Origin of the sequence: Streptomyces griseorubiginosus (assembly GCF_001514195.1) — a bacterium.
GTDB lineage: Bacteria > Actinomycetota > Actinomycetes > Streptomycetales > Streptomycetaceae > Streptomyces > Streptomyces griseorubiginosus.
Map to the genome: position 1 here is coordinate 80648 of NZ_KQ948745.1, position 17580 is coordinate 98227.

A 17580-nucleotide genomic window follows, 5' to 3' on the forward strand; every position below is an offset into this window, starting at 1 on the left:
CCTGTTCTAGACGAGTGCCGCGGTGCGGCGGCGTGCCCCGCCCGGGGCCGCGTCGCCCGCCGCGATACCCGTGCTGCGGTACGCCCTGACCGCCTTGCCGGCCGGGCGGCCGCCGTTCGCGGCGAGCCAGTCGACCCGCACCCACAGCAGCGCGTCCTCGTCCCGCTCCCGCCGCCCGAGCCAGGCAGCCTTGAGCCTCAGGCCCGTACCGCATCCGGCGAGCAGCAGACCGCCCGCGACGGGCACGGCGAAGTTGCTGCCGAGGGCGAGCAGCCAGGCCAGCAGCAGCCACCAGCGGTGCCCGCGGCGCCAGTTGCGCACCCCGACGGCACGGTCCTGGAGCACGTCGTGCTTCCCGGCCCGGACGGCGGCCCGCCCGAGTGCCGTGTACCGCCTGCGGCGTGCGTACGACACCACGGCCGCGGCCACGAGGAACAGCGCCGCTCCGGCCATGACGCCGATCCGCCGGCCCGTGATGCCCGGCACCAGCAGCCCGACCGCCGCCGCGAACACTCCGGCCCACCACAGGGGCGCGGCTCCGGCCCGTACGACGACGGCCACCCGCACCAGTCCCTGACCTCCGCGTGCCACGTCCGTCCTCCCGTCTCCCGTGTGCGGAATCCGCGGGCAGGCTAGCGAGGGAACGTGAGACGAGTCTGAAAAACCGGGTCCGGGCTACTCCACGAACAGCCCCCGCGCCGCCGCCCGCGCGTCGAACTCCTCCAGGCGGGCCTGGGCGTCCGGCAGGTCGTCGCACATCGCCTCCAGCAGGACCCGGCCCAGCAGCATCGGCGCGCAGGCCGTGTCGAAGGCGAGACCGGTGCCGACGGCGGCGGGCAGCAGCAGGTCGGAGACCTTGGCGACGGGGGCGAAGGCGGAGTCGGCGACGGTGACGGTGGTGAGCCCCGCCTCCTTGGCGTAGGTGAGGGTGTCGACGACCTCGCGCGGGTGCCGGGGCAGGGCGAAGCAGAGCAGGGTCGAGGCGCCCGCACGCACGGCGGCGTCGATCCGGTCGTGGATCATGGTGCCGCCCTCGTGGAGCAGCCGTACGTCCGAATGGACCTTGGCCGCGAAGTAGGCGAAGCCGTAGGCCTGGGAGGCGGCGGCCCGCAGGCCGAGGACCGGCAGCGGGCGGGAGGCGGCCAGCAGCCGTCCCGCCTTCCGCACCGGCCGGGGGTCGGCGAGGATCTCCGCGAGGTGCCGGAGGTTCTCGATCTCGGCCTGGACCGCCTGCTGGTACTCGTTGTACGAGTCCGAGGCGGCCGTCTGTTCGGCGGGCGCGACCTCGCGCAGATGGCGGCGCAGGGCGGGGTAGCCGTCGAAGCCGAGCGCGACGGCGAAGCGGGTCACGGAGGGCTGGCTGACCCCGGCCAGTTCGGCCAGCTCGACGCTGGACAGGAACGGCACGTCGGCGGCGCTGCGCACCATGCTGTGCGCGATGCGCCGCTGGGTCGGTGTGAGCCGGTGCCCCTCGAACAGCGCCTGAAGCCGTCCCGCGGGTGTGTCCGCCACACCCGCCGTGCTCGTGTCGCTCATGCTTCGCTCCCCCTCCAGATGTCCGTGAACCGGTCGAGCAGTGCGGCCGCCGCCGTCACGTCGCCCGTGAGCGGCCGGTCGGCCGGGTCCTCCGCCAGCACCGTCTCGGCGAGCTCCAGCGCGCGACCCACCGGGAGCCCCGGCTCGGGCCTCAGGTCACGCTGGCGCAGCGCCCGTACGGCGGCCACGAGTTCGCAGCCGACCACGAGACGGTACGCGCCGCACGCGCGCAGTGTCTGACGGGCGGCGAGCGAGGCGAAGCTGGCCTGTTCCTCGACGCCCCGGGAGAGTACAGCGTGGCCGAGCGAGGCGGGCGCGGAGAAGGCCCGCAGGTCGCCGAGGGCCGCTCCGGCGGCGTACTCCAGGATCATCACGCCGGACGAGGCGGGTTCCTGGTCGGCGAGGAAGGGCCTGAGGCGGGTGAAGGCCGGCTCGTTGAGGGTGGAGAGCCGGGAGGTGGACAGCCGGGCGACCTGGGTCAGGGCGAGCCTGAAGTGGTCCAGGGCGAGGGCGAGTTGGGCCTGGTAGAAGCCGCCGTGGTGGTAGGCGGCCATGTCCTCGGGGGAGATGAGGGGGTTCTCGGCGGCCGCGTTGATCTCGATCGCGAGGACCTCCTCCAGCGCGTCGGCCGCGTCATGGGCGGGGCCGTGGATCTGGGGCAGGCAGCGGAAGCCGTACGGGTCCTGGATCCGGCCGAGCGGCGGGGTGGGCCGGTCCTCGGCGCCGATCAACTCCCGCATCCGCCGCGCCACTTCGGTGGAGCCCCGGTGCCGTCGGGCGGCGTGCACGGGGGCGGCGTACGCCTCGTGGGAGCCGTCCACGGCGAGCAGGGACAGCGCCGCGACGACCTGGGTGGCCTCGACGAGCCCGCGCAGTTCGTGCAGCGCGAGGGCGGCCTGGCCGAGGGTGAGGGCGTTGCTGCTGATGAAGGCGAGGGCGTCGTTGTTGTCCAGGGGCTGGGGCTCGGGGGCGCCGGACGCCGGACGCCGGGGCTCGGGGTGTGGGGCTGCCGAAGGCGAGGCACCCACGACTGCCGCGCCCGCGCCCGCCGCGCCCCGGCCGTCGCCGTCCGCCCAATCCGCACCCTGCCCGCCGGCACCCGTACCGCCACTCTGCGCGCCCCGCCCCCCGGCGCCCGTGCCGCCACTCCCCGCACCCCTCCCGCCGATGCCCGCCCCGCCGCTCCCCGTCTCCCGCCAAGGGTGTTCCCCGGCCAACGCCAGTCCCGCCTGGGCGAGCGCCGCGATGTCCCCGGTGCCGACCGAGCCGAACTCGTTGACGACCGGGTGCGCCCCGTTCTCCAGCGCCTCGCACAGGGCCGTCACCACCGTCGGCCGCAGTCCGGCGCCGCCCGCGAGGAGCTGGTTGGCGCGGACCGCGAGCATCGCGCGAACCTGCCGCGCGGGGAGCTCCTCACCGATCGCTCCGGCGTGACTGCGCAGCAGCCGCAGACCGTGTTCGGCGGCCGCCTCGGTGGGCACGTCCTCGTTCCGGTTGGCGCCGACGCCGGTCGAGCGGCCGTAGACGCGGCCGGTCGCGGCGATCTGCCGGGCGGCGTCCCAGGACTCGGCGACCCGCTTCATCGCGTCGGTCCCGGGCACCGGCCGCGCGCTCCCGTCGGCGAGGCGGACGACGTCCGCGACGCCCAGCCCGATCCCGTCGAGGATCACCAGACCGGTGTGCGCGACGGCGACAGGATCCGGTGCGTCCACGATGCGAGACGACATAGAGCCCAAACCCCTCTCAATGCGGACACTCGATCTTGCCTTCCGGGCATCCGTTACCTCGGATTAACACCGGACCGTTGACAACCTATTCACATACCGAGAACTCTGCATGACGTTATACAGCCGGGCAAGGGACATCTCATGATCCAGTTCGACGCGGTCCACAAGCGCTTCCCCAACGGCACGACAGCAGTGCACGATCTCACCCTCGACATGCCGGAAGGCGGCGTCACGGTCCTCGTCGGATCTTCCGGTTGCGGCAAGACGACCACCCTCAGGATGATCAATCGTATGGTCGAGCCGACCTCCGGCACGATCAAGGTCGGCGGCAAGGACGTCACCGACCAGGACGCGGCCGCACTGCGCCGCTCCATCGGCTACGTCATCCAGCAGTCCGGTCTCTTCCCGCACCGCACGGTGCTGGACAACATCGCCACCGTCCCGCTCCTGCTCGGCCACGGCCGCAGGAAGGCCCGCGCCCGCGCCGCCGAACTCCTGGAGACCGTCGGCCTGACCGCCGAGGCCGGCAAGCGCTACCCGCACCAGCTCTCCGGCGGCCAGCAGCAGCGCGTCGGCGTCGCCCGCGCCCTCGCCGCCGACCCGCCGGTGCTGCTCATGGACGAGCCGTTCGGCGCGGTCGACCCGGTGGTGCGCACCCAGCTCCAGGACGAACTGCTCCGACTCCAGAAGGAGTTGAGCAAGACCATCGTCTTCGTCACCCACGACGTCGACGAGGCCGTACGGCTCGGCGACCGCATCGCGATCTTCCGCACCGGCGGCCACCTCGTCCAGTGCGCCCCGCCCGCCGAGCTCCTCGCCCGCCCCGCCGACGACTTCGTGGCCGACTTCCTCGGCGCCGAACGCGGCCTGAAGCTGCTGTCGCTGAAGACGCTCGCGGCCGTCCCTCAGGGCCCGGCGCCGGAAGGAGACACCTGGAGCCTGGTCTGCGACGAGACGGGCAGGCCCCTGCACTGGGCCTCGCAGCGGACCGAACTCCCCGTACGACCGCTCAGGGACGGCGACTCGCTGCTCGCCGCCCTCGACGAGTCCCTCGCCTCCCCCACCGGCCTGGTCGCCCGGGTCGACGCGGCCGGCGTCCTCACCGGTGTCAGCTCCCGCGACGACATCCACGCGCACGCCGGTCAGGCGCACGCGGACGCCCGGGTGGCCGCATGAGCATCGACTGGTCGTGGATCTCCGGCCACACCGACGACCTGACCTCGCTCACGGTCTCCCACCTCCAGGCCGCCCTGAGCGCGGTCTTCTTCGGACTGCTGATCTCGTTGCCCCTCGCCGTGGTCGCCCACCGGATCCGCCCCCTGCGCGGCTTCCTGCTCGGCTTCTCCAACGTCCTGTTCACGATCCCCTCGATCGCGATCTTCGTGCTCCTGCTGCCGGTCAGCGGTCTGACCCGGACCACCACCGTGATCGGCCTGACCGTCTACACCCTGGTCGTCCTGCTGCGGAACACGGTCGAAGGGCTCGACTCGGTCCCGGCGAAGACCAAGGAAGCGGCGAAGGCGATGGGCACGCGCCCCCTGCGCACGCTCCTGACCGTCGAACTCCCCCTCGCGCTCCCCGTGATCATGGCGGGCGTCCGTATCGCGACCGTCATGTCGATCTCCCTGGTCTCGGTCGCCACCTACATCGGCGACGGCGGCCTCGGCCAGCTCTTCACCGACGGCTTCCAGCGCGACTTCCCGACCCCGGTGATCGTGGGCGTGGTCCTCACGCTCCTGCTCGCCGTGGTCGCGGACGCCCTGCTGGTGGCCCTCCAGTACGTCCTGACCCCGTGGCGGCGGAGGCGAGCCTGACATGTACGAACTCTTCAAGAACCTGGGCACCTGGCTGACCAGCGGCTCCCAGTGGACGGGCACCGACGGCATCGCCCACCGGCTCGCCGAGCACCTCCAGTACTCACTCCTCGCGACCCTCGTGGCGGCCGCGATCGGGCTCCCCCTCGGCCTGCTGATCGGCCACACCGGCAAGGGCGCCTTCGTCGCCATCAACCTGGCGTCCTTCGGCCGCGCCCTGCCCACCGTCGGCCTGGTCGTGCTGGTCTTCCTGGCCGGCGGGCTGTCCATGCTCCCGGTCTACGTCGCCCTCGTCGCCCTCGCGGTCCCGGCGATCGTCACCAACACCTACGCCGGCATGACGGCCGTGGACCCGGACGTGAAGGACGCCGCCCGCGGCCAGGGCATGCGCGGCCACCAGGTCCTGTTCCAGGTCGAGTTGCCCCTCGCGCTCCCCCTGATCATGACCGGCCTGCGCCTGGCACTGATCCAGGTCGTCGCCACCGCGACCATCGCGGCCTACGTCTCCTTCGGCGGCCTCGGCCGCTACGTCTTCGACGGCCTCGCCCAGCGCGATCTCGTGCAGGTGCTCGGCGGGGCGGTGCTGGTCGCCGTGGTCGCCGTCGCCCTCGACCTGCTGCTCTCCGGCCTCCAGCGCTTCCTCTTCCGCCACCGCACCGCCTAAGGACCCTTCCGATGAACCGTCGCACCCTCCTCGGCGCCCTCGCCGGAGCAGCCGTCACCGTGCCCGCCCTCTCCGCCTGCTCCAGCGGCATCACCTCCCTCGACGGCGGCGGCACCACCTCCGGCGGGGGCGGCTCCAGCAAGGGCGGCATCACCATCGGCACCGCCAACTTCACTGAGAACCAGGTGCTGGGCTACCTCTACGCGGCCGTGCTCAAGAAGGCCGGCGTCAAGGTCAAGGTCCGCCCCAACCTCGGCACCCGCGAGATCGTGATCCCCGCGCTCAAGGCGGGCGACATCGACCTGCTGCCCGAGTACCAGGGCGCCCTCCTCAACTACCTGGCCCCCAAGGACGCGTCCGCCGAGCCGGGCACCATGCAGAACGCCCTCACCCTGGCCCTGCCCGCCGGGCTCCAGGTCCTGCCCTACAGCCAGGCCGCCGACTCCGACTGCTTCGCGGTCACGCGGGCGACCGCGAGGAAGTACGGCCTGGTCACCCTCGCCGACCTCGCCAAGCAGAACGGCAAGCTGGTGATCGGCGCGGCCCCCGAGGTGAAGAAGCGCCGGGTGGGCGCGGTCGGGCTGAAGGACGTGTACGGCGTCGAGTTCAAGGAGTTCAAGTCGCTGGACTCCGACGGACCACTGGTCAAGGGCGCAATGAAGAAGGGCGACGTCGACGTGGCGAACCTCTTCACCACCGACACCGACATCGCGGCCAACGGCTGGGTGATCCTCACCGACCCGAAGAACCTCATCCCCAGCCAGCACATCGTCCCCCTCATCGCCGACCGCAAGGCCGACGACACCGTCCGCAAGGCGCTCGCCCGCCTCGGCAACACCCTGACGACCGCCCAGCTCACCGAGCTCAACAGCCAGGTCGACAACGACAAGAAGGACCCGGAGGACGTGGCCGACGCCTACGCGAAGCAGCACGGGCTGGCCTAGGACGATCCCCCGCCGCAACAGGGGGGCTAACCCCAGTGCAGCGGCCGTCGGGCCTGCCTACCGTGGTGCCCATGACCGGAATGGACGCGCGGGACCCCGAACTCAAGAAGGAACTCAACGCCACCCTGCAAGCGCGCAGGGAACTGGGCGAGGAGTACGAGTCCGCGCTGGTCGACTCGTTCCTGGAGAAGGTCGACCAGCGGATCGACGGCGCGGTGGACCGCCGCCTGCGCCGTCAGCTCGCCGAGCAGCAGATGGTGACGGCCCGGGGCGCCCGCTCCCCCAAGCCCACCGACTCCTTCGGCGAACGCTTCGGCTTCGGCATCGTCTCCCTGGTCCTCGCGATCCCGCTGTCGGGGATCGGCGGCGGGGTGGCCCACCTGCCGGGCCTCCTGGTGACCTGGGCAGGCATCGTCGGCGTCAACGCCTTCCAGGCCCTGCGCACCAACCCGGACCTGTTCAGGGGCCGCCGCAACAGGGACAAATCCGACTGGGAGGACTGAGAGGGACGCGCCGCAGGGGGCGCCGCAGGCGCCCTAAGGGGCGCGGGGAACTGCGCGACCAGCCCCCACCGCCCCGCACCCGCCCCACAACGCCCCCACCCGAGCTCTCAGGCGAACAACCTCACACCTGACGCGTAGGCAGCACCATCACCTGCCGCAGATTCACCTGCGCCGGCCGACTGGCAACGTAAGCCACCACATCCGCCAGCTCGTACGGCGACAGCGCACCGAACGCCTCCACCAGCCCCCCGATCGCCTCCTGCCCCTCCGCATCGAGACGCGAGGCGATCTCCGTCTGCGTCACCCCCGGCTCGACGTTGGTCACCCGCACCCCCCGCGGCGAGAACTCGCCCCGCAGCAGCGCCGAGAGATGGGTGACCGCGGCCTTCGTCGCCCCGTACACGGCGAAGCCCGGGAAGCCGGTCAGATGCGCGGCGACGGACGAGATGTTCACGAGGTCCGCGCTCCCGCCCCGCGCCGCCGCCTCCCCGAGGTCCCCGGCGAAGGCCCCGGTGATGCGCAGCACCCCGGTGAGATTGGTGTCGATCATCGCCTGCCACTCGTCGACGGGCGCCTGCTCGATCGGATTCGGGATCATGACACCGGCGTTGTTGACGACCAGGTCGACGGTCCCGTACGCCTCGTGGATCCGCGCCACCGCGGCCTCCACCGACGCGTCGTCCGTGATGTCGGCGACGACGGCCAGCGCCTGCCCGCCGTCGGCCACGATCTTCTCCACGACGGCGTCGAGCCGCTCCGCGCGCCGCGCCAGCAGCGCGACCCTCGCGCCCTCGGCGGCCAGCGTCACGGCAACCGCCTCACCGATCCCGCTCGCGGCTCCGGTGACGACGGCGGTGCGTCCGGCCAGATTCTCGTACGACATGAAAGTGCTCCTCGGAAGGCGGAATTCAGAAGGCGGAAAGCCGAAGGACTGTCAGCCGGGCCTCTCCCCGGCTCGTCCACGACTCTGCGCCGCCCGGGCCGCCGTACCCAGGGATGAGCTTTTCCTGGGTCTGCCAGTACCAGGTTCCGCGCCCGCGCCTCGCTTACGCTCGAACCCATGGACGGGGATCTCGGAGACTTCCTGCGCTCGCGCCGTGCCCGCATCCGGCCCGAGGATGTCGGCCTGCCTTCGTACGGCCGGCGCCGGGTGCCGGGCCTGCGCCGCGAGGAGGTGGCGCAGCTGGCCGGGGTGAGCGTCGACTACTACATCCGCCTGGAGCAGGGCCGGGGTCCTGGGGGCCCCTCCCGGACGAAGTCTGGGGGAGTCTCGGACGCCGTCCTGGACTCCATCGCCCGCGTGCTTCAGCTGGACGCGACCGAGCAGGCCTATCTGCGGACGGTGGCCCGGCCGCCGAAGAAGGAGAGGGACGGCCGCCGCCGCAGCGCGCGGCCGGGCATCCGCGCGGGTGTCCAGCGGCTGCTGGACAGCATGGACCGCACCCCGGCCTTCGTCCTCGGCCCCGCGATGGAGGCGCTGGCCTGGAACGAGCTCGGGGACGCCCTGCACGGGTTCAGCCGGCTGCCCCCGGACCGGCGCAACATCGTCCGGCACCTCTTCCTGGAACCCGAGGGCCGGGACCTCTACCCCGACTGGAACGCGGTCGCCGCCCAGTGCGTGGCCACCCTGCGGCTGAGCGCGGGCACCCACGCCGACCACCGCGAGCTGCGCGACCTCGTCGGCGAACTCTCCCTCAAGAGCGAGGACTTCCGCCGGCTGTGGGCCGACCACCAGGTCAGGGCGTGCATGTACGGCACGAAACGCGTCCGGCACCCGGTCGCGGGCCTGCTGACGCTGCCCTACGAATCGCTGACGCTCCCGGAGACACCGGAGCAGACCCTGGTGGTCTACACACCGGAGCCGGGATCGGAGACCGCGGAGAGGCTGGCGCTGCTGGGCAGTTGGGCCGGTACGAGCGCGTAGTGGGCGCCGTTACGAGGGCCCACTGGCCGGTGCGAGCGCGTAGAAAGTAATGCGCGGGGACCGCCGCACCCCCGTTGACGGGGGGCGGGACGACGGCGGTCCCCGCGAGGGACGTCGACCGGGTCAGGCCAGGTCCACGTCCGGCGTCCATGGAGGTCCGGGAGCCGCTCCGGAGGTCCTTGGACGTTCGGCGCCGGCTGGGGCGGGGAGCCGCTCCCGCCCTGCCGACACCCACTAATCTGCCGGACCCGTGTTAAGCGTGTGCTGCGCGGACGTGACACCCTCGTACCACTTCCACGAAGTCCACCCCTTCGGTAGGAAACCGGAAGTTCGCCTCCGGCACCCGCCGTTCACCGGACGTTTCCCGCTACTTGCCGCCCTTGGCGAGGAAGGCCAGCAGGTCCTGGCGGCTGACGACGCCGGTGGGCTTGCCCTCCACGAGGACGATCGCCGCGTCCGCCGCGCCGAGGACCGACATCAGGTCGCCGACCGGTTCGCCGGAGCCGACCTGGGGCAGCGGCGCCGACATGTGCTTCTCCAGCGGGTCCTGGAGCGAGGCCCGCTGGGTGAACAGCGCGTCGAGCAGTTCGCGTTCGACGACCGAGCCGATGACCTCGGCGGCCATCACGTCGGGGTGGCCGGCGCCGGGCTTGACGATCGGCATCTGCGAGACGCCGTACTCGCGCAGCACCTCGATGGCCTCGCCGACCGTCTCGTCGGGGTGCATGTGCACCAGGGACGGGATGGCGCCGTGCACCTTGTCGTTGAGGACGTCGGCCACGCGGGCGCTGGGGCCCTCGTCCTCCAGGAAGCCGTAGTCGGCCATCCACTCGTCGTTGAAGATCTTCGAGAGGTAGCCGCGCCCGCTGTCCGGGAGCAGGACCACCACGACCCCGTTCTCGTCGAGGCGTTCGGCGACCCGCAGGGCCGCGACGACGGCCATGCCGCAGGAGCCGCCCACCAGGAGGCCCTCCTCCTTGGCGAGGCGGCGGGTCATCTGGAAGGAGTCCTTGTCGGAGACCGGGACGATCTCGTCGGCGACGGTCCGGTCGTAGGCGGTGGGCCAGAAGTCCTCACCGACGCCCTCGACGAGGTACGGCCGCCCGGAGCCGCCGGAGTACACCGAGCCCTCGGGGTCGGCGCCGATCACCTGGACCGCGCCGTCGCTGGCGTCCTTCAGGTAGCGGCCGGTGCCGGAGATGGTGCCGCCGGTGCCGACGCCCGCGACGAAGTGGGTGATCCTCCCCTCCGTCTGCTCCCACAGCTCGGGGCCGGTGGAGTGGTAGTGGGAGAGCGGGTTGTTGGGGTTGGAGTACTGGTCGGGCTTCCACGCGCCGGGCGTCTCACGGACCAGCCGGTCGGAGACGTTGTAGTAGGAGTCCGGGTGCTCCGGGTCCACGGCGGTCGGGCAGACGACGACCTCGGCGCCGTACGCGCGAAGGACGTTGATCTTGTCGGTCGAGACCTTGTCGGGGCACACGAAGATGCACTTGTACCCCTTCTGCTGCGCCACGATGGCGAGCCCGACACCGGTGTTGCCGCTGGTCGGCTCGACGATGGTGCCCCCGGGCTTCAGCGCGCCGCTCTCCTCCGCCGCCTCGATCATGCGCAGGGCGATGCGGTCCTTCACTGAACCGCCGGGGTTGAAGTACTCGACCTTGGCCAGGACGGTCGCCTTGATGCCCTTGGTCACGCTGTTGAGCTTCACCAGCGGGGTGTTGCCGACGAGGCTGATCATCGAGTCGTGGAATTGCACCGTTGTCTCCGGATGCTTGCAAAGAGGTCCTAGTGGTCCAGCCAGCCTATGGCCTGTTCGGGCGCCATGACGGCCGTTCACTCGCTGTGGGGATTGGGCCACGGTCCGTGCGGGGCAAGGAGTGGGTGTAGCGGGTACGACGGAGGTGGCGGCGACGTATGACGAGCATGTCGAGGGCGAGGGTGGCCCGCCGGATCGCGGCCGGCGCCGCCTACGGCGGTGGCGGGATCGGTCTGGTCGGTGCGGCGGCGATGGGTCTGCTGCTGGCGGAGGTGCGGCTGGCCAGACGCCAGGTGGGCAACGGCACGACGCCGCACGTCCCGCAGGCCGACGGCCGGTACGGCCATGGGTACACGGTGGTCGGGGAACCTCCCCTGCGCCTGGTGATGCTGGGCGACTCCACGGCCGCGGGCCAGGGCGTGCACCGAGCGGGCCAGACGCCGGGCGCGCTGCTGGCGTCGGGCCTGGCGGCGGTGGCGGAGCGGCCGGTGGAGCTGCGCAACGTCGCCCTGCCGGGGGCCACCTCGGACGACCTGGACCGCCAGGTGGCGCTGACCCTGTCGGATCCGGCGCGGGTCCCGGACGTGTGCGTGATCATGATCGGCGCGAACGACGTGACGCATCGGATGCCGGCCACGCGCTCGGTGCGCCATCTGTCCTCGGCGGTACGGCGGCTGCGCACGGCCGGTGCCGAGGTGGTGGTCGGCACCTGTCCCGACCTGGGCACGATCGAGCCGGTGCAGCAGCCGTTGCGCTGGTTGGCACGCAGGGCGTCCCGGCAGCTGGCGGCGGCCCAGACGATCGGCGCGGTCGAGCAGGGCGGGCGCACGGTGTCGCTGGGCGATCTGCTGGGCCCGGAGTTCGAGGCGAATCCCCGTGAGCTGTTCGGGCCGGACAACTACCACCCCTCGGCGGAGGGTTACGCGACGGCGGCGATGGCCGTGCTGCCGACGGTCTGCGCGGCCCTGAGCCTGTGGCCGGCCGACGAGGACCGTCCGGACGCGTCCCGCCGCGAGGGCTTCCTGCCGGTGGCCAGGGCGGCGGCGGAGGCCGCGTCGGAGGCCGGTACGGAGGTCGCGGCGGCGCTGCCGACGGGTCCGACCGGGCCGTGGGCACTCCTCAAGCGCAGGCGCAGGCGGCGGGTGCGGGCGACCGAGCCGGCGCCCGCCGTGGACGCGGCACAGCGGGAGGCGGGCTCGTCGAGCGTCTGACCGACGCGGAAAAGCAAGCGCTTAGACATAGGTCACACCGCCACCCCCGTGACCCAGGCCATACGTACGGGTAACTTCCCAAGCAGCCCCGTCCGGAAGAAAACCCCCGCACGCCAATGGAGCCCGTGATGCCCGAAGCCGTGATCGTCTCGACCGCCCGCTCCCCGATCGGCCGCGCCGTCAAGGGCTCGCTCAAGGACCTGCGCCCCGACGACCTCACCGCCACGATCATTCAGGCCGCCCTCGCCAAGGTCCCCGAGCTGGACCCGCGCGACATCGACGACCTGATGCTCGGCTGCGGCCTGCCCGGCGGGGAGCAGGGCTACAACCTGGGCCGGATCGTCGCCGTGCAGATGGGCATGGACCACCTGCCGGGCTGCACGATCACCCGTTACTGTTCCTCCTCGCTCCAGACGAGCCGCATGGCCCTGCACGCCATCAAGGCCGGCGAGGGCGACGTCTTCATCTCGGCCGGTGTCGAGATGGTCTCCCGCTACGCCAAGGGCAGCTCGGACGGCCTGCCGGGCACCACCAACCCGCTCTTCGACGAGGCCCAGGCCCGCACCGCGGCCACCGCCGCCTCCGAGGGCTCCACCTGGCACGACCCGCGCGAGGACGGCCTGCTCCCCGACCCGTACATCGCGATGGGCCAGACCGCGGAGAACCTGGCCCGCGTCAAGGGCGTCACCCGTCAGGACATGGACGAGTTCGGCGTCCGCTCGCAGAACCTCGCCGAGGAGGCCATCAAGAACGGCTTCTGGGAGCGCGAGATCACCCCGGTCACGCTGCCCGACGGCACGGTCGTCAGCAAGGACGACGGCCCCCGCGCCGGCGTCACCCTGGAGGGCGTCCAGGGCCTGAAGCCGGTCTTCCGCCCCGACGGCCTGGTCACGGCCGGCAACTGCTGCCCGCTGAACGACGGTGCCGCCGCGGTCGTGATCATGTCCGACACCAAGGCGCGCGAGCTGGGTCTCACCCCGCTGGCCCGGATCGTCTCGACCGGCGTCTCGGGCCTGTCCCCCGAGATCATGGGCCTCGGCCCGGTCGACGCAAGCAACCAGGCGCTGCGCCGCGCCGGTCTCACCATCGACGACATCGACCTGGTCGAGATCAACGAGGCGTTCGCCGCCCAGGTGATCCCCTCCTACCGCGACCTGAACATCCCGCTGGAGAAGCTGAACGTGAACGGTGGCGCGATCGCCGTCGGCCACCCCTTCGGCATGACCGGCGCCCGCATAACCGGCACGCTCATCAACTCCCTCCAGTTCCACGACAAGCAGTTCGGTCTGGAGACGATGTGCGTGGGCGGCGGCCAGGGCATGGCCATGGTCATCGAGCGCCTCAGCTGACGGAACGTGCCCAACCGGGCACCCAGCGCCACCCTTTGGCCCAGAACCGTGGAAACTCCAAGGTTCTGGGCCGATTTGTGATCCAATCTCCCTCAGGATGTGACCTATATCGCTCCCGCGGGGATTTCCGCAGGTCACACTGTTCCCTCCCTAAACCCCGACCCCAAAGTCCTGTCCGATTCGTGACGTTACGCACTGACAGCTGGATAGTTAGCCCTTCAAGCTGATGTAGGAAGTCGGGGGTCGACTTTGAACCGGGAGTACGTCAGTGAGCGCCATGCCGATCGCCTTGCTGGTCACCACGGCCGCCACCGGCGCCGTGGGCGTCGCCGTCCTGCGCACCCTCATGGTGCTGCGCCGACAGGTCGCCGCCCTGCACACCGAGCTCGCCAGGAACAACAGCGCACCCGTCCGGGGTCTCGTGCCGGCCGCCCGCCCCGCCACCGACGTCGACGAGATACGCGCCGCGGTGGCCGAGGCCCTCGCCGAGGAGCGTGAGCGCGAACTCGCCGAGGCCCGCGCCTTCTGGGCCGCGCAGGAGGCCCGGGACGTCTCCGACGCCCCGTCGCTGCTCGGCCTGCCCGACAGCGAGCTGTTCCTGCCCCGACAGGCGGACTTCGTGGGCCTGGAGCCGGTCTCGGAGCCGTCGGCCGACCTGGACGAGTTCGCGGGAGACTCCCCCGAACTGGCCGCGGCCCGCCGCCGGCACCCGAGCCACCCGGACTTCGTCCCGGTCGGTTCACCCCTCGTGAACGACCATGAGCGCACGGTGGCGACCCTGGAGGACCTCGCGGCCTCCGGCACCGAACTCGCGGACGTCCGCCCCGGCCCGCTCGGCACCCTGGACGTCTACGTCTTCGCCGACGGCACCACGCTGTGCATGACCCCGGGCCACCGCGAGACGGCCGAACGCCTCTCCGCGGCCCTGCGCGCCGGCGAGACCCCGGTGCTGCTGGGCGGCTCGGGCATCTCGGGCGCGTACACGCTGACGTTCGCGTGCGGTGGGGAGAACGTCTACATCCTGGCGGACCGGGTCATAGCCTCGCTTTGAGGCGCCGGGGGCCTGGCCCCACCCAGGGGCGCGGGGCTGTGTCGATATGCGGCTCCGCCGCGTGGGCGCGACCAGCCCCCACCGGGCCCGCGGTCGCCACGCATCCTCAGACCCCCGCCCGCTTCTGCGCCTCCTCCACCAACAGCACAGCCTCAGACACCTGGCCCTCGTCCGAAAGCACGAGGGCCAAGTCGTGTGCCGCCACGGTGATCTGGTCGGCCGCGGCGAACATCCCGGCGTCCGGCATCACCCGGGGTCTCGCCTCCGGCGCCTCGATGACCTGCGCCCGATGGGCCAACTCGCGGGCCAGCCACAGGGCCTCGGCTGCGGCGCCGCGCTGGAGTCGGGACTGCGGCGCGGCCCTGAGCCGGTCGGCGAAATGGTCCACAGCCTGGGTCAGACGCGAGGTATCAGCCACCCGGCAACCGTACGCGTCCCACCGGGACTGTTGCCAACACGCGAACGCTCAGGCACGGTGACCTGAAGGACCGGCTTACATCCCCTGCGCACGGAGGCGCCGATGTCCCAAGTCTTCTCCGAGGAGACCCACCGCAACATGCTCGCCCGCATCCCCCATTGCACCGGTCGTGAAGTCTCCGACTGGCTCCGCACCGTCGACGAAGGCCCGGCCCTCTTCCGCTTCGAGGAAAAGGTCAGCTGGCTCCGCCACGAACACAACCTCGCCTATGGCCACGCGAAGGCCATCATCCACGAGTACGACCTGAGGAGGGCCGCGCGCAGGTACTTCTGAGTCGCGCACATGCCGAAGGGCCCCCGGTCGGAACCGGGGGCCCTTCGCCGTACTGCCGGCAGCGACTAGTCGCTGCTGTTGAGGATCGCGACGAGGCGCAGGAACTCCATGTAGATCCAGACCAGCGTCAGCGTCAGACCGAACGCCGCCAGCCAGGCCTCCTCCTTCGGCGCGCCGTAGGCGATGCCGTCCTCGACCTGCTTGAAGTCGAGGGCGAGGAAGCACGCGCCGAGCAGGACGCCGATGACCCCGAACAGGATGCCGAGGCCGCCGCTGCGGAAGCCGAGGCCGTCACCGCCGCCGAAGACGGCGAACAGCATGTTGACGACCATCAGCAGCAGGAAGCCGAGCGTGGCCGCCATGACGAAGCCGTAGAACCGGCGGTTCACGCGGATCCAGCCGGCCTTGTACGCGACCAGCACCGCGGCGAAGACCGCCAGGGTGCCGATCACGGCCTGCATGGCCGCGCCGCTCGCGATGCGGTTGTCCACGATGCTGGAGATGACGCCGAGGAACACGCCCTCGAACGCGGCGTACGACACGATCAGCGCGGGCGTGGCCTTGCGCTTGAACGACTGGACGAACGCCAGGACCATGCCGATCAGCGCGGCGCCGATGCCGATGCCGTACGAACGGCTGATGTTGGCGTCGTCGACCGGCAGCAGCACCCAGGAGAGCGCGGCCGTGACGATCAGGACGCCGAGGGTGGTGCCGGTGCGCAGGACGACGTCGTCCATCGTCATGCGGCCGGTGGTCACCGGGGTCTGCGGCGGGGCGCCCTGCTGAAGGTCCTGGGCGTAGGGGTTGGTCGCGTACGGGTTGGCCTGCGGCTGCGCGTAGGGGTTGCCCTGCGTGCCCACAGCTGCGCCCCCGGCCTGCGGCGCGGTGTTGAAGCCCGCGTAGCCGTTGTCGCGGCTGAACCCCCGTCGCGAGAAGACCGGGTTGCTGCTCCTCATTTCACTCCTCCATGGCCACCGTGTGTGGACCTTGCCCTCAAGAGTAATGGGTAGGCAAAGGAATGACCCTAGTGCTTGAGGAGGATCTTCCCTCGTTGTCCTGCGCAACACGTGGCCGGGAGGCGTGATTCCCTCAGTCGAAGGGGAAGCCGGTGTACGCCTCGGCGAGGTCGGTCTCGGCGGCCCTCGACCCGGCGATCCGCTCCAGGCGGGCGAGCTGCATCCGGTCCTCGAAGGGAGTGGCGCCGGGCGCCCGGTGCAGCAGGCTCGTCATGTCGTACGAGAACCGTTCGGCCTGCCAGATCCGGCGCAGACAGGTCTCGGAGTAGCGGTCGAGGAGCTCCGCCGAACCGGTGTCCTTCTGGTACGACAGCGCCCTCGCGAAGGTCACGACGTCCCCCACGGCGAGGTTGAGGCCCTTGGCGCCGGTGGGCGGGACGATGTGGGCCGCGTCGCCGGCGAGGAAGAGCCGGCCGTGGCGCATGGGTTCGTGGACGTACGACCGCATGGGCGTGACGGACTTCTGGGTGATCGGTCCCCGGTCGAGCGTCCAGTCGTCGTCGGTCTCGAAGCGGCGCTCCAGCTCGTCCCAGATCTCCTCGTCGGCCCAGCTGTCGGCGTCGGTGCCCTCGGGGACCTGGAGGTAGAGGCGGGAGACGGAGGGGGAGCGCATGGAGAGAAGGGCGAAGCCGCGGTCGTGGCGGGCGTAGACGAGTTCGTCGTGGGAGGGCGGGACGTCGGCGAGGATGCCGAGCCAGGCGTAGGGGTACGTGCGCTCGAAGACACGGGTCAGTTCGGTGGGGATCGCCTTGCGGGCCACTCCCCAGAAGCCGTCGCAGCCGACGACGTACTCGCACTCGAGGACGTCCTCCCGGCCCTCGTGGCGGAAGCGGATGCTCGGGGCGTCGGTGTCGGCGCCCTCCACGGCCAGCGCCTCCGCCTCGAACAGCAGCGGGCCGCCCTCCTTCAGCTGGAGGGCGATGAGGTCCTTGCAGACCTCGGTCTGGGCGTAGACCGTCACGGACCGGCCGCCGGTGAGGGCGGGGAAGTCGACGCGGTGGCGCTTCCTGTCGTAGCGCAGCTCTATGCCGTCGTGCCGCAGTCCCTCCCGGTCCATGCGCTCCCCGGCACCGGCCGCCCGCAGGACGTCGACCGTGCCCTGCTCCAGGATTCCGGCGCGCTGGCGGTGCTCGACGTAGGCGCGGTCGCGGCCCTCCAGGACGACCGAGTCGATGCCGGCGCGGTGGAGGAGCCGGGCCAGGAGGAGGCCGGCGGGGCCGGCTCCGATGATGCCGACGGTGGTGCGCATCGGGCGTTCCCTTCGGGAGACCTTAAGAGTGCGTTCGCCTGGTGAAGTTTATTTCACTTCTGTGGGGCGAGTCTGCGCCGCGGGT

Annotated in this window: 18 protein-coding genes; 10 read left to right on the plus strand and 8 right to left on the minus strand. The window is 71.5% G+C overall.

Going from position 1 to position 17580, the window contains the following annotated elements:
- Positions 1 to 6: 6 nt before the first annotated feature.
- The 3 genes from AQJ54_RS37055 to AQJ54_RS37065 form a co-directional block, all read right to left on the minus strand.
- Positions 7 to 591: a hypothetical protein gene (locus AQJ54_RS37055; RefSeq protein ID WP_107121215.1), complete on the minus strand. Its 585-nt coding sequence runs from the start codon at positions 589 to 591 to the stop codon at positions 7 to 9.
- A gap of 84 nt (positions 592 to 675) precedes the next feature.
- Positions 676 to 1536: a MurR/RpiR family transcriptional regulator gene (locus AQJ54_RS37060; RefSeq protein ID WP_062245232.1), complete on the minus strand. Its 861-nt coding sequence runs from the start codon at positions 1534 to 1536 to the stop codon at positions 676 to 678.
- The gene (locus AQJ54_RS37065; RefSeq protein WP_062245235.1) at positions 1533 to 3263 is read right to left on the minus strand and encodes an aromatic amino acid ammonia-lyase; all 1731 of its coding nucleotides are present in this window, start codon (positions 3261 to 3263) and stop codon (positions 1533 to 1535) included. The genes AQJ54_RS37060 and AQJ54_RS37065 overlap by 4 nt, the downstream gene beginning before the upstream one ends.
- A gap of 141 nt (positions 3264 to 3404) precedes the next feature.
- On the opposite strand from AQJ54_RS37065, the gene AQJ54_RS37070 reads away from it, so the two are divergent.
- The 5 genes from AQJ54_RS37070 to AQJ54_RS37090 all read left to right on the plus strand — a co-directional run bounded on the left by AQJ54_RS37070 (position 3405) and on the right by AQJ54_RS37090 (position 7188).
- Entirely contained in the window at positions 3405 to 4439 is a 1035-nt protein-coding gene (locus tag AQJ54_RS37070; protein ID WP_062245238.1) for an ABC transporter ATP-binding protein, read from the plus strand.
- Complete coding sequence (locus tag AQJ54_RS37075) at positions 4436 to 5077, plus strand: ABC transporter permease (RefSeq protein ID WP_062245241.1); 642 nt, start codon at positions 4436 to 4438, stop codon at positions 5075 to 5077. Before AQJ54_RS37070 ends, AQJ54_RS37075 begins: the two co-directional genes overlap by 4 nt.
- A gap of 1 nt (position 5078) precedes the next feature.
- Entirely contained in the window at positions 5079 to 5741 is a 663-nt protein-coding gene (locus AQJ54_RS37080; protein WP_062029932.1) for an ABC transporter permease, read from the plus strand.
- An 11-nt stretch (positions 5742 to 5752) separates the two neighbouring features.
- Complete coding sequence (locus tag AQJ54_RS37085; protein WP_062245244.1) at positions 5753 to 6685, plus strand: ABC transporter substrate-binding protein; 933 nt, start codon at positions 5753 to 5755, stop codon at positions 6683 to 6685.
- A gap of 71 nt (positions 6686 to 6756) precedes the next feature.
- Positions 6757 to 7188, plus strand: coding sequence for a hypothetical protein (locus AQJ54_RS37090; protein WP_107121216.1), 432 nt, complete (start codon positions 6757 to 6759; stop codon positions 7186 to 7188).
- 121 nt (positions 7189 to 7309) lie between these two features.
- On the opposite strand, the gene AQJ54_RS37095 is transcribed toward AQJ54_RS37090, so the two are convergent.
- Complete coding sequence (locus tag AQJ54_RS37095; protein WP_062245247.1) at positions 7310 to 8071, minus strand: SDR family oxidoreductase; 762 nt, start codon at positions 8069 to 8071, stop codon at positions 7310 to 7312.
- A gap of 177 nt (positions 8072 to 8248) precedes the next feature.
- Here AQJ54_RS37095 and AQJ54_RS37100 point away from each other — a divergent pair, with 177 nt between their 5' ends.
- Complete coding sequence (locus AQJ54_RS37100; protein ID WP_062245250.1) at positions 8249 to 9112, plus strand: helix-turn-helix domain-containing protein; 864 nt, start codon at positions 8249 to 8251, stop codon at positions 9110 to 9112.
- A 367-nt stretch (positions 9113 to 9479) separates the two neighbouring features.
- Here the strand turns inward: AQJ54_RS37100 and AQJ54_RS37105 are convergent, their stop codons facing one another.
- Complete coding sequence (locus tag AQJ54_RS37105; protein WP_062029943.1) at positions 9480 to 10868, minus strand: cystathionine beta-synthase; 1389 nt, start codon at positions 10866 to 10868, stop codon at positions 9480 to 9482.
- Between the two features lie 158 nt (positions 10869 to 11026).
- Here AQJ54_RS37105 and AQJ54_RS37110 point away from each other — a divergent pair, with 158 nt between their 5' ends.
- From AQJ54_RS37110 to AQJ54_RS37120, 3 genes are all read left to right on the plus strand, one after another.
- Entirely contained in the window at positions 11027 to 12079 is a 1053-nt protein-coding gene (locus tag AQJ54_RS37110) for an SGNH/GDSL hydrolase family protein (RefSeq protein WP_062245253.1), read from the plus strand.
- A 128-nt stretch (positions 12080 to 12207) separates the two neighbouring features.
- Positions 12208 to 13428: an acetyl-CoA C-acetyltransferase gene (locus AQJ54_RS37115; RefSeq protein WP_062029947.1), complete on the plus strand. Its 1221-nt coding sequence runs from the start codon at positions 12208 to 12210 to the stop codon at positions 13426 to 13428.
- A 277-nt stretch (positions 13429 to 13705) separates the two neighbouring features.
- Positions 13706 to 14479 carry a hypothetical protein gene (locus AQJ54_RS37120; protein ID WP_174857070.1) on the plus strand — a complete coding sequence of 258 codons (774 nt, stop codon included), beginning with the start codon at positions 13706 to 13708 and terminating at the stop codon, positions 14477 to 14479.
- Between the two features lie 106 nt (positions 14480 to 14585).
- Here AQJ54_RS37120 and AQJ54_RS37125 read toward each other — a convergent pair whose 3' ends face one another.
- Complete coding sequence (locus tag AQJ54_RS37125) at positions 14586 to 14897, minus strand: hypothetical protein (RefSeq protein WP_246091149.1); 312 nt, start codon at positions 14895 to 14897, stop codon at positions 14586 to 14588.
- A 102-nt stretch (positions 14898 to 14999) separates the two neighbouring features.
- Between AQJ54_RS37125 and AQJ54_RS37130 the strand changes: the two genes are divergently transcribed.
- Positions 15000 to 15230 carry a DUF4287 domain-containing protein gene (locus AQJ54_RS37130; protein WP_020137875.1) on the plus strand — a complete coding sequence of 77 codons (231 nt, stop codon included), beginning with the start codon at positions 15000 to 15002 and terminating at the stop codon, positions 15228 to 15230.
- Positions 15231 to 15295: 65 nt separating this feature from the next.
- On the opposite strand, the gene AQJ54_RS37135 is transcribed toward AQJ54_RS37130, so the two are convergent.
- On the minus strand, positions 15296 to 16186 hold the full coding sequence (locus AQJ54_RS37135) for a Bax inhibitor-1/YccA family protein (protein WP_062245256.1): 891 nt from the start codon (positions 16184 to 16186) through the stop codon (positions 15296 to 15298).
- Positions 16187 to 16319: 133 nt separating this feature from the next.
- The gene (locus AQJ54_RS37140; RefSeq protein ID WP_062245259.1) at positions 16320 to 17495 is read right to left on the minus strand and encodes a 4-hydroxybenzoate 3-monooxygenase; all 1176 of its coding nucleotides are present in this window, start codon (positions 17493 to 17495) and stop codon (positions 16320 to 16322) included.
- Positions 17496 to 17580: the final 85 nt, after the last annotated feature.

Bases quoted from the DNA above. Each gene is read 5' to 3' on its own strand.
- AQJ54_RS37060 (WP_062245232.1), bottom strand. From the start codon at position 1,536: ATGAGCGACACGAGCACGGCGGGTGTGGCGGACACACCCGCGGGACGG.
- AQJ54_RS37065 (WP_062245235.1), bottom strand. From the start codon at position 3,263: ATGTCGTCTCGCATCGTGGACGCACCGGATCCTGTCGCCGTCGCGCAC.
- AQJ54_RS37070 (WP_062245238.1), top strand. From the start codon at position 3,405: ATGATCCAGTTCGACGCGGTCCACAAGCGCTTCCCCAACGGCACGACA.
- AQJ54_RS37075 (WP_062245241.1), top strand. From the start codon at position 4,436: ATGAGCATCGACTGGTCGTGGATCTCCGGCCACACCGACGACCTGACC.
- AQJ54_RS37080 (WP_062029932.1), top strand. From the start codon at position 5,079: ATGTACGAACTCTTCAAGAACCTGGGCACCTGGCTGACCAGCGGCTCC.
- AQJ54_RS37085 (WP_062245244.1), top strand. From the start codon at position 5,753: ATGAACCGTCGCACCCTCCTCGGCGCCCTCGCCGGAGCAGCCGTCACC.
- AQJ54_RS37090 (WP_107121216.1), top strand. From the start codon at position 6,757: ATGACCGGAATGGACGCGCGGGACCCCGAACTCAAGAAGGAACTCAAC.
- AQJ54_RS37095 (WP_062245247.1), bottom strand. From the start codon at position 8,071: ATGTCGTACGAGAATCTGGCCGGACGCACCGCCGTCGTCACCGGAGCC.
- AQJ54_RS37100 (WP_062245250.1), top strand. From the start codon at position 8,249: ATGGACGGGGATCTCGGAGACTTCCTGCGCTCGCGCCGTGCCCGCATC.
- AQJ54_RS37110 (WP_062245253.1), top strand. From the start codon at position 11,027: ATGACGAGCATGTCGAGGGCGAGGGTGGCCCGCCGGATCGCGGCCGGC.
- AQJ54_RS37115 (WP_062029947.1), top strand. From the start codon at position 12,208: ATGCCCGAAGCCGTGATCGTCTCGACCGCCCGCTCCCCGATCGGCCGC.
- AQJ54_RS37120 (WP_174857070.1), top strand. From the start codon at position 13,706: ATGCCGATCGCCTTGCTGGTCACCACGGCCGCCACCGGCGCCGTGGGC.
- AQJ54_RS37130 (WP_020137875.1), top strand. From the start codon at position 15,000: ATGTCCCAAGTCTTCTCCGAGGAGACCCACCGCAACATGCTCGCCCGC.
- AQJ54_RS37135 (WP_062245256.1), bottom strand. From the start codon at position 16,186: ATGAGGAGCAGCAACCCGGTCTTCTCGCGACGGGGGTTCAGCCGCGAC.
- AQJ54_RS37140 (WP_062245259.1), bottom strand. From the start codon at position 17,495: ATGCGCACCACCGTCGGCATCATCGGAGCCGGCCCCGCCGGCCTCCTC.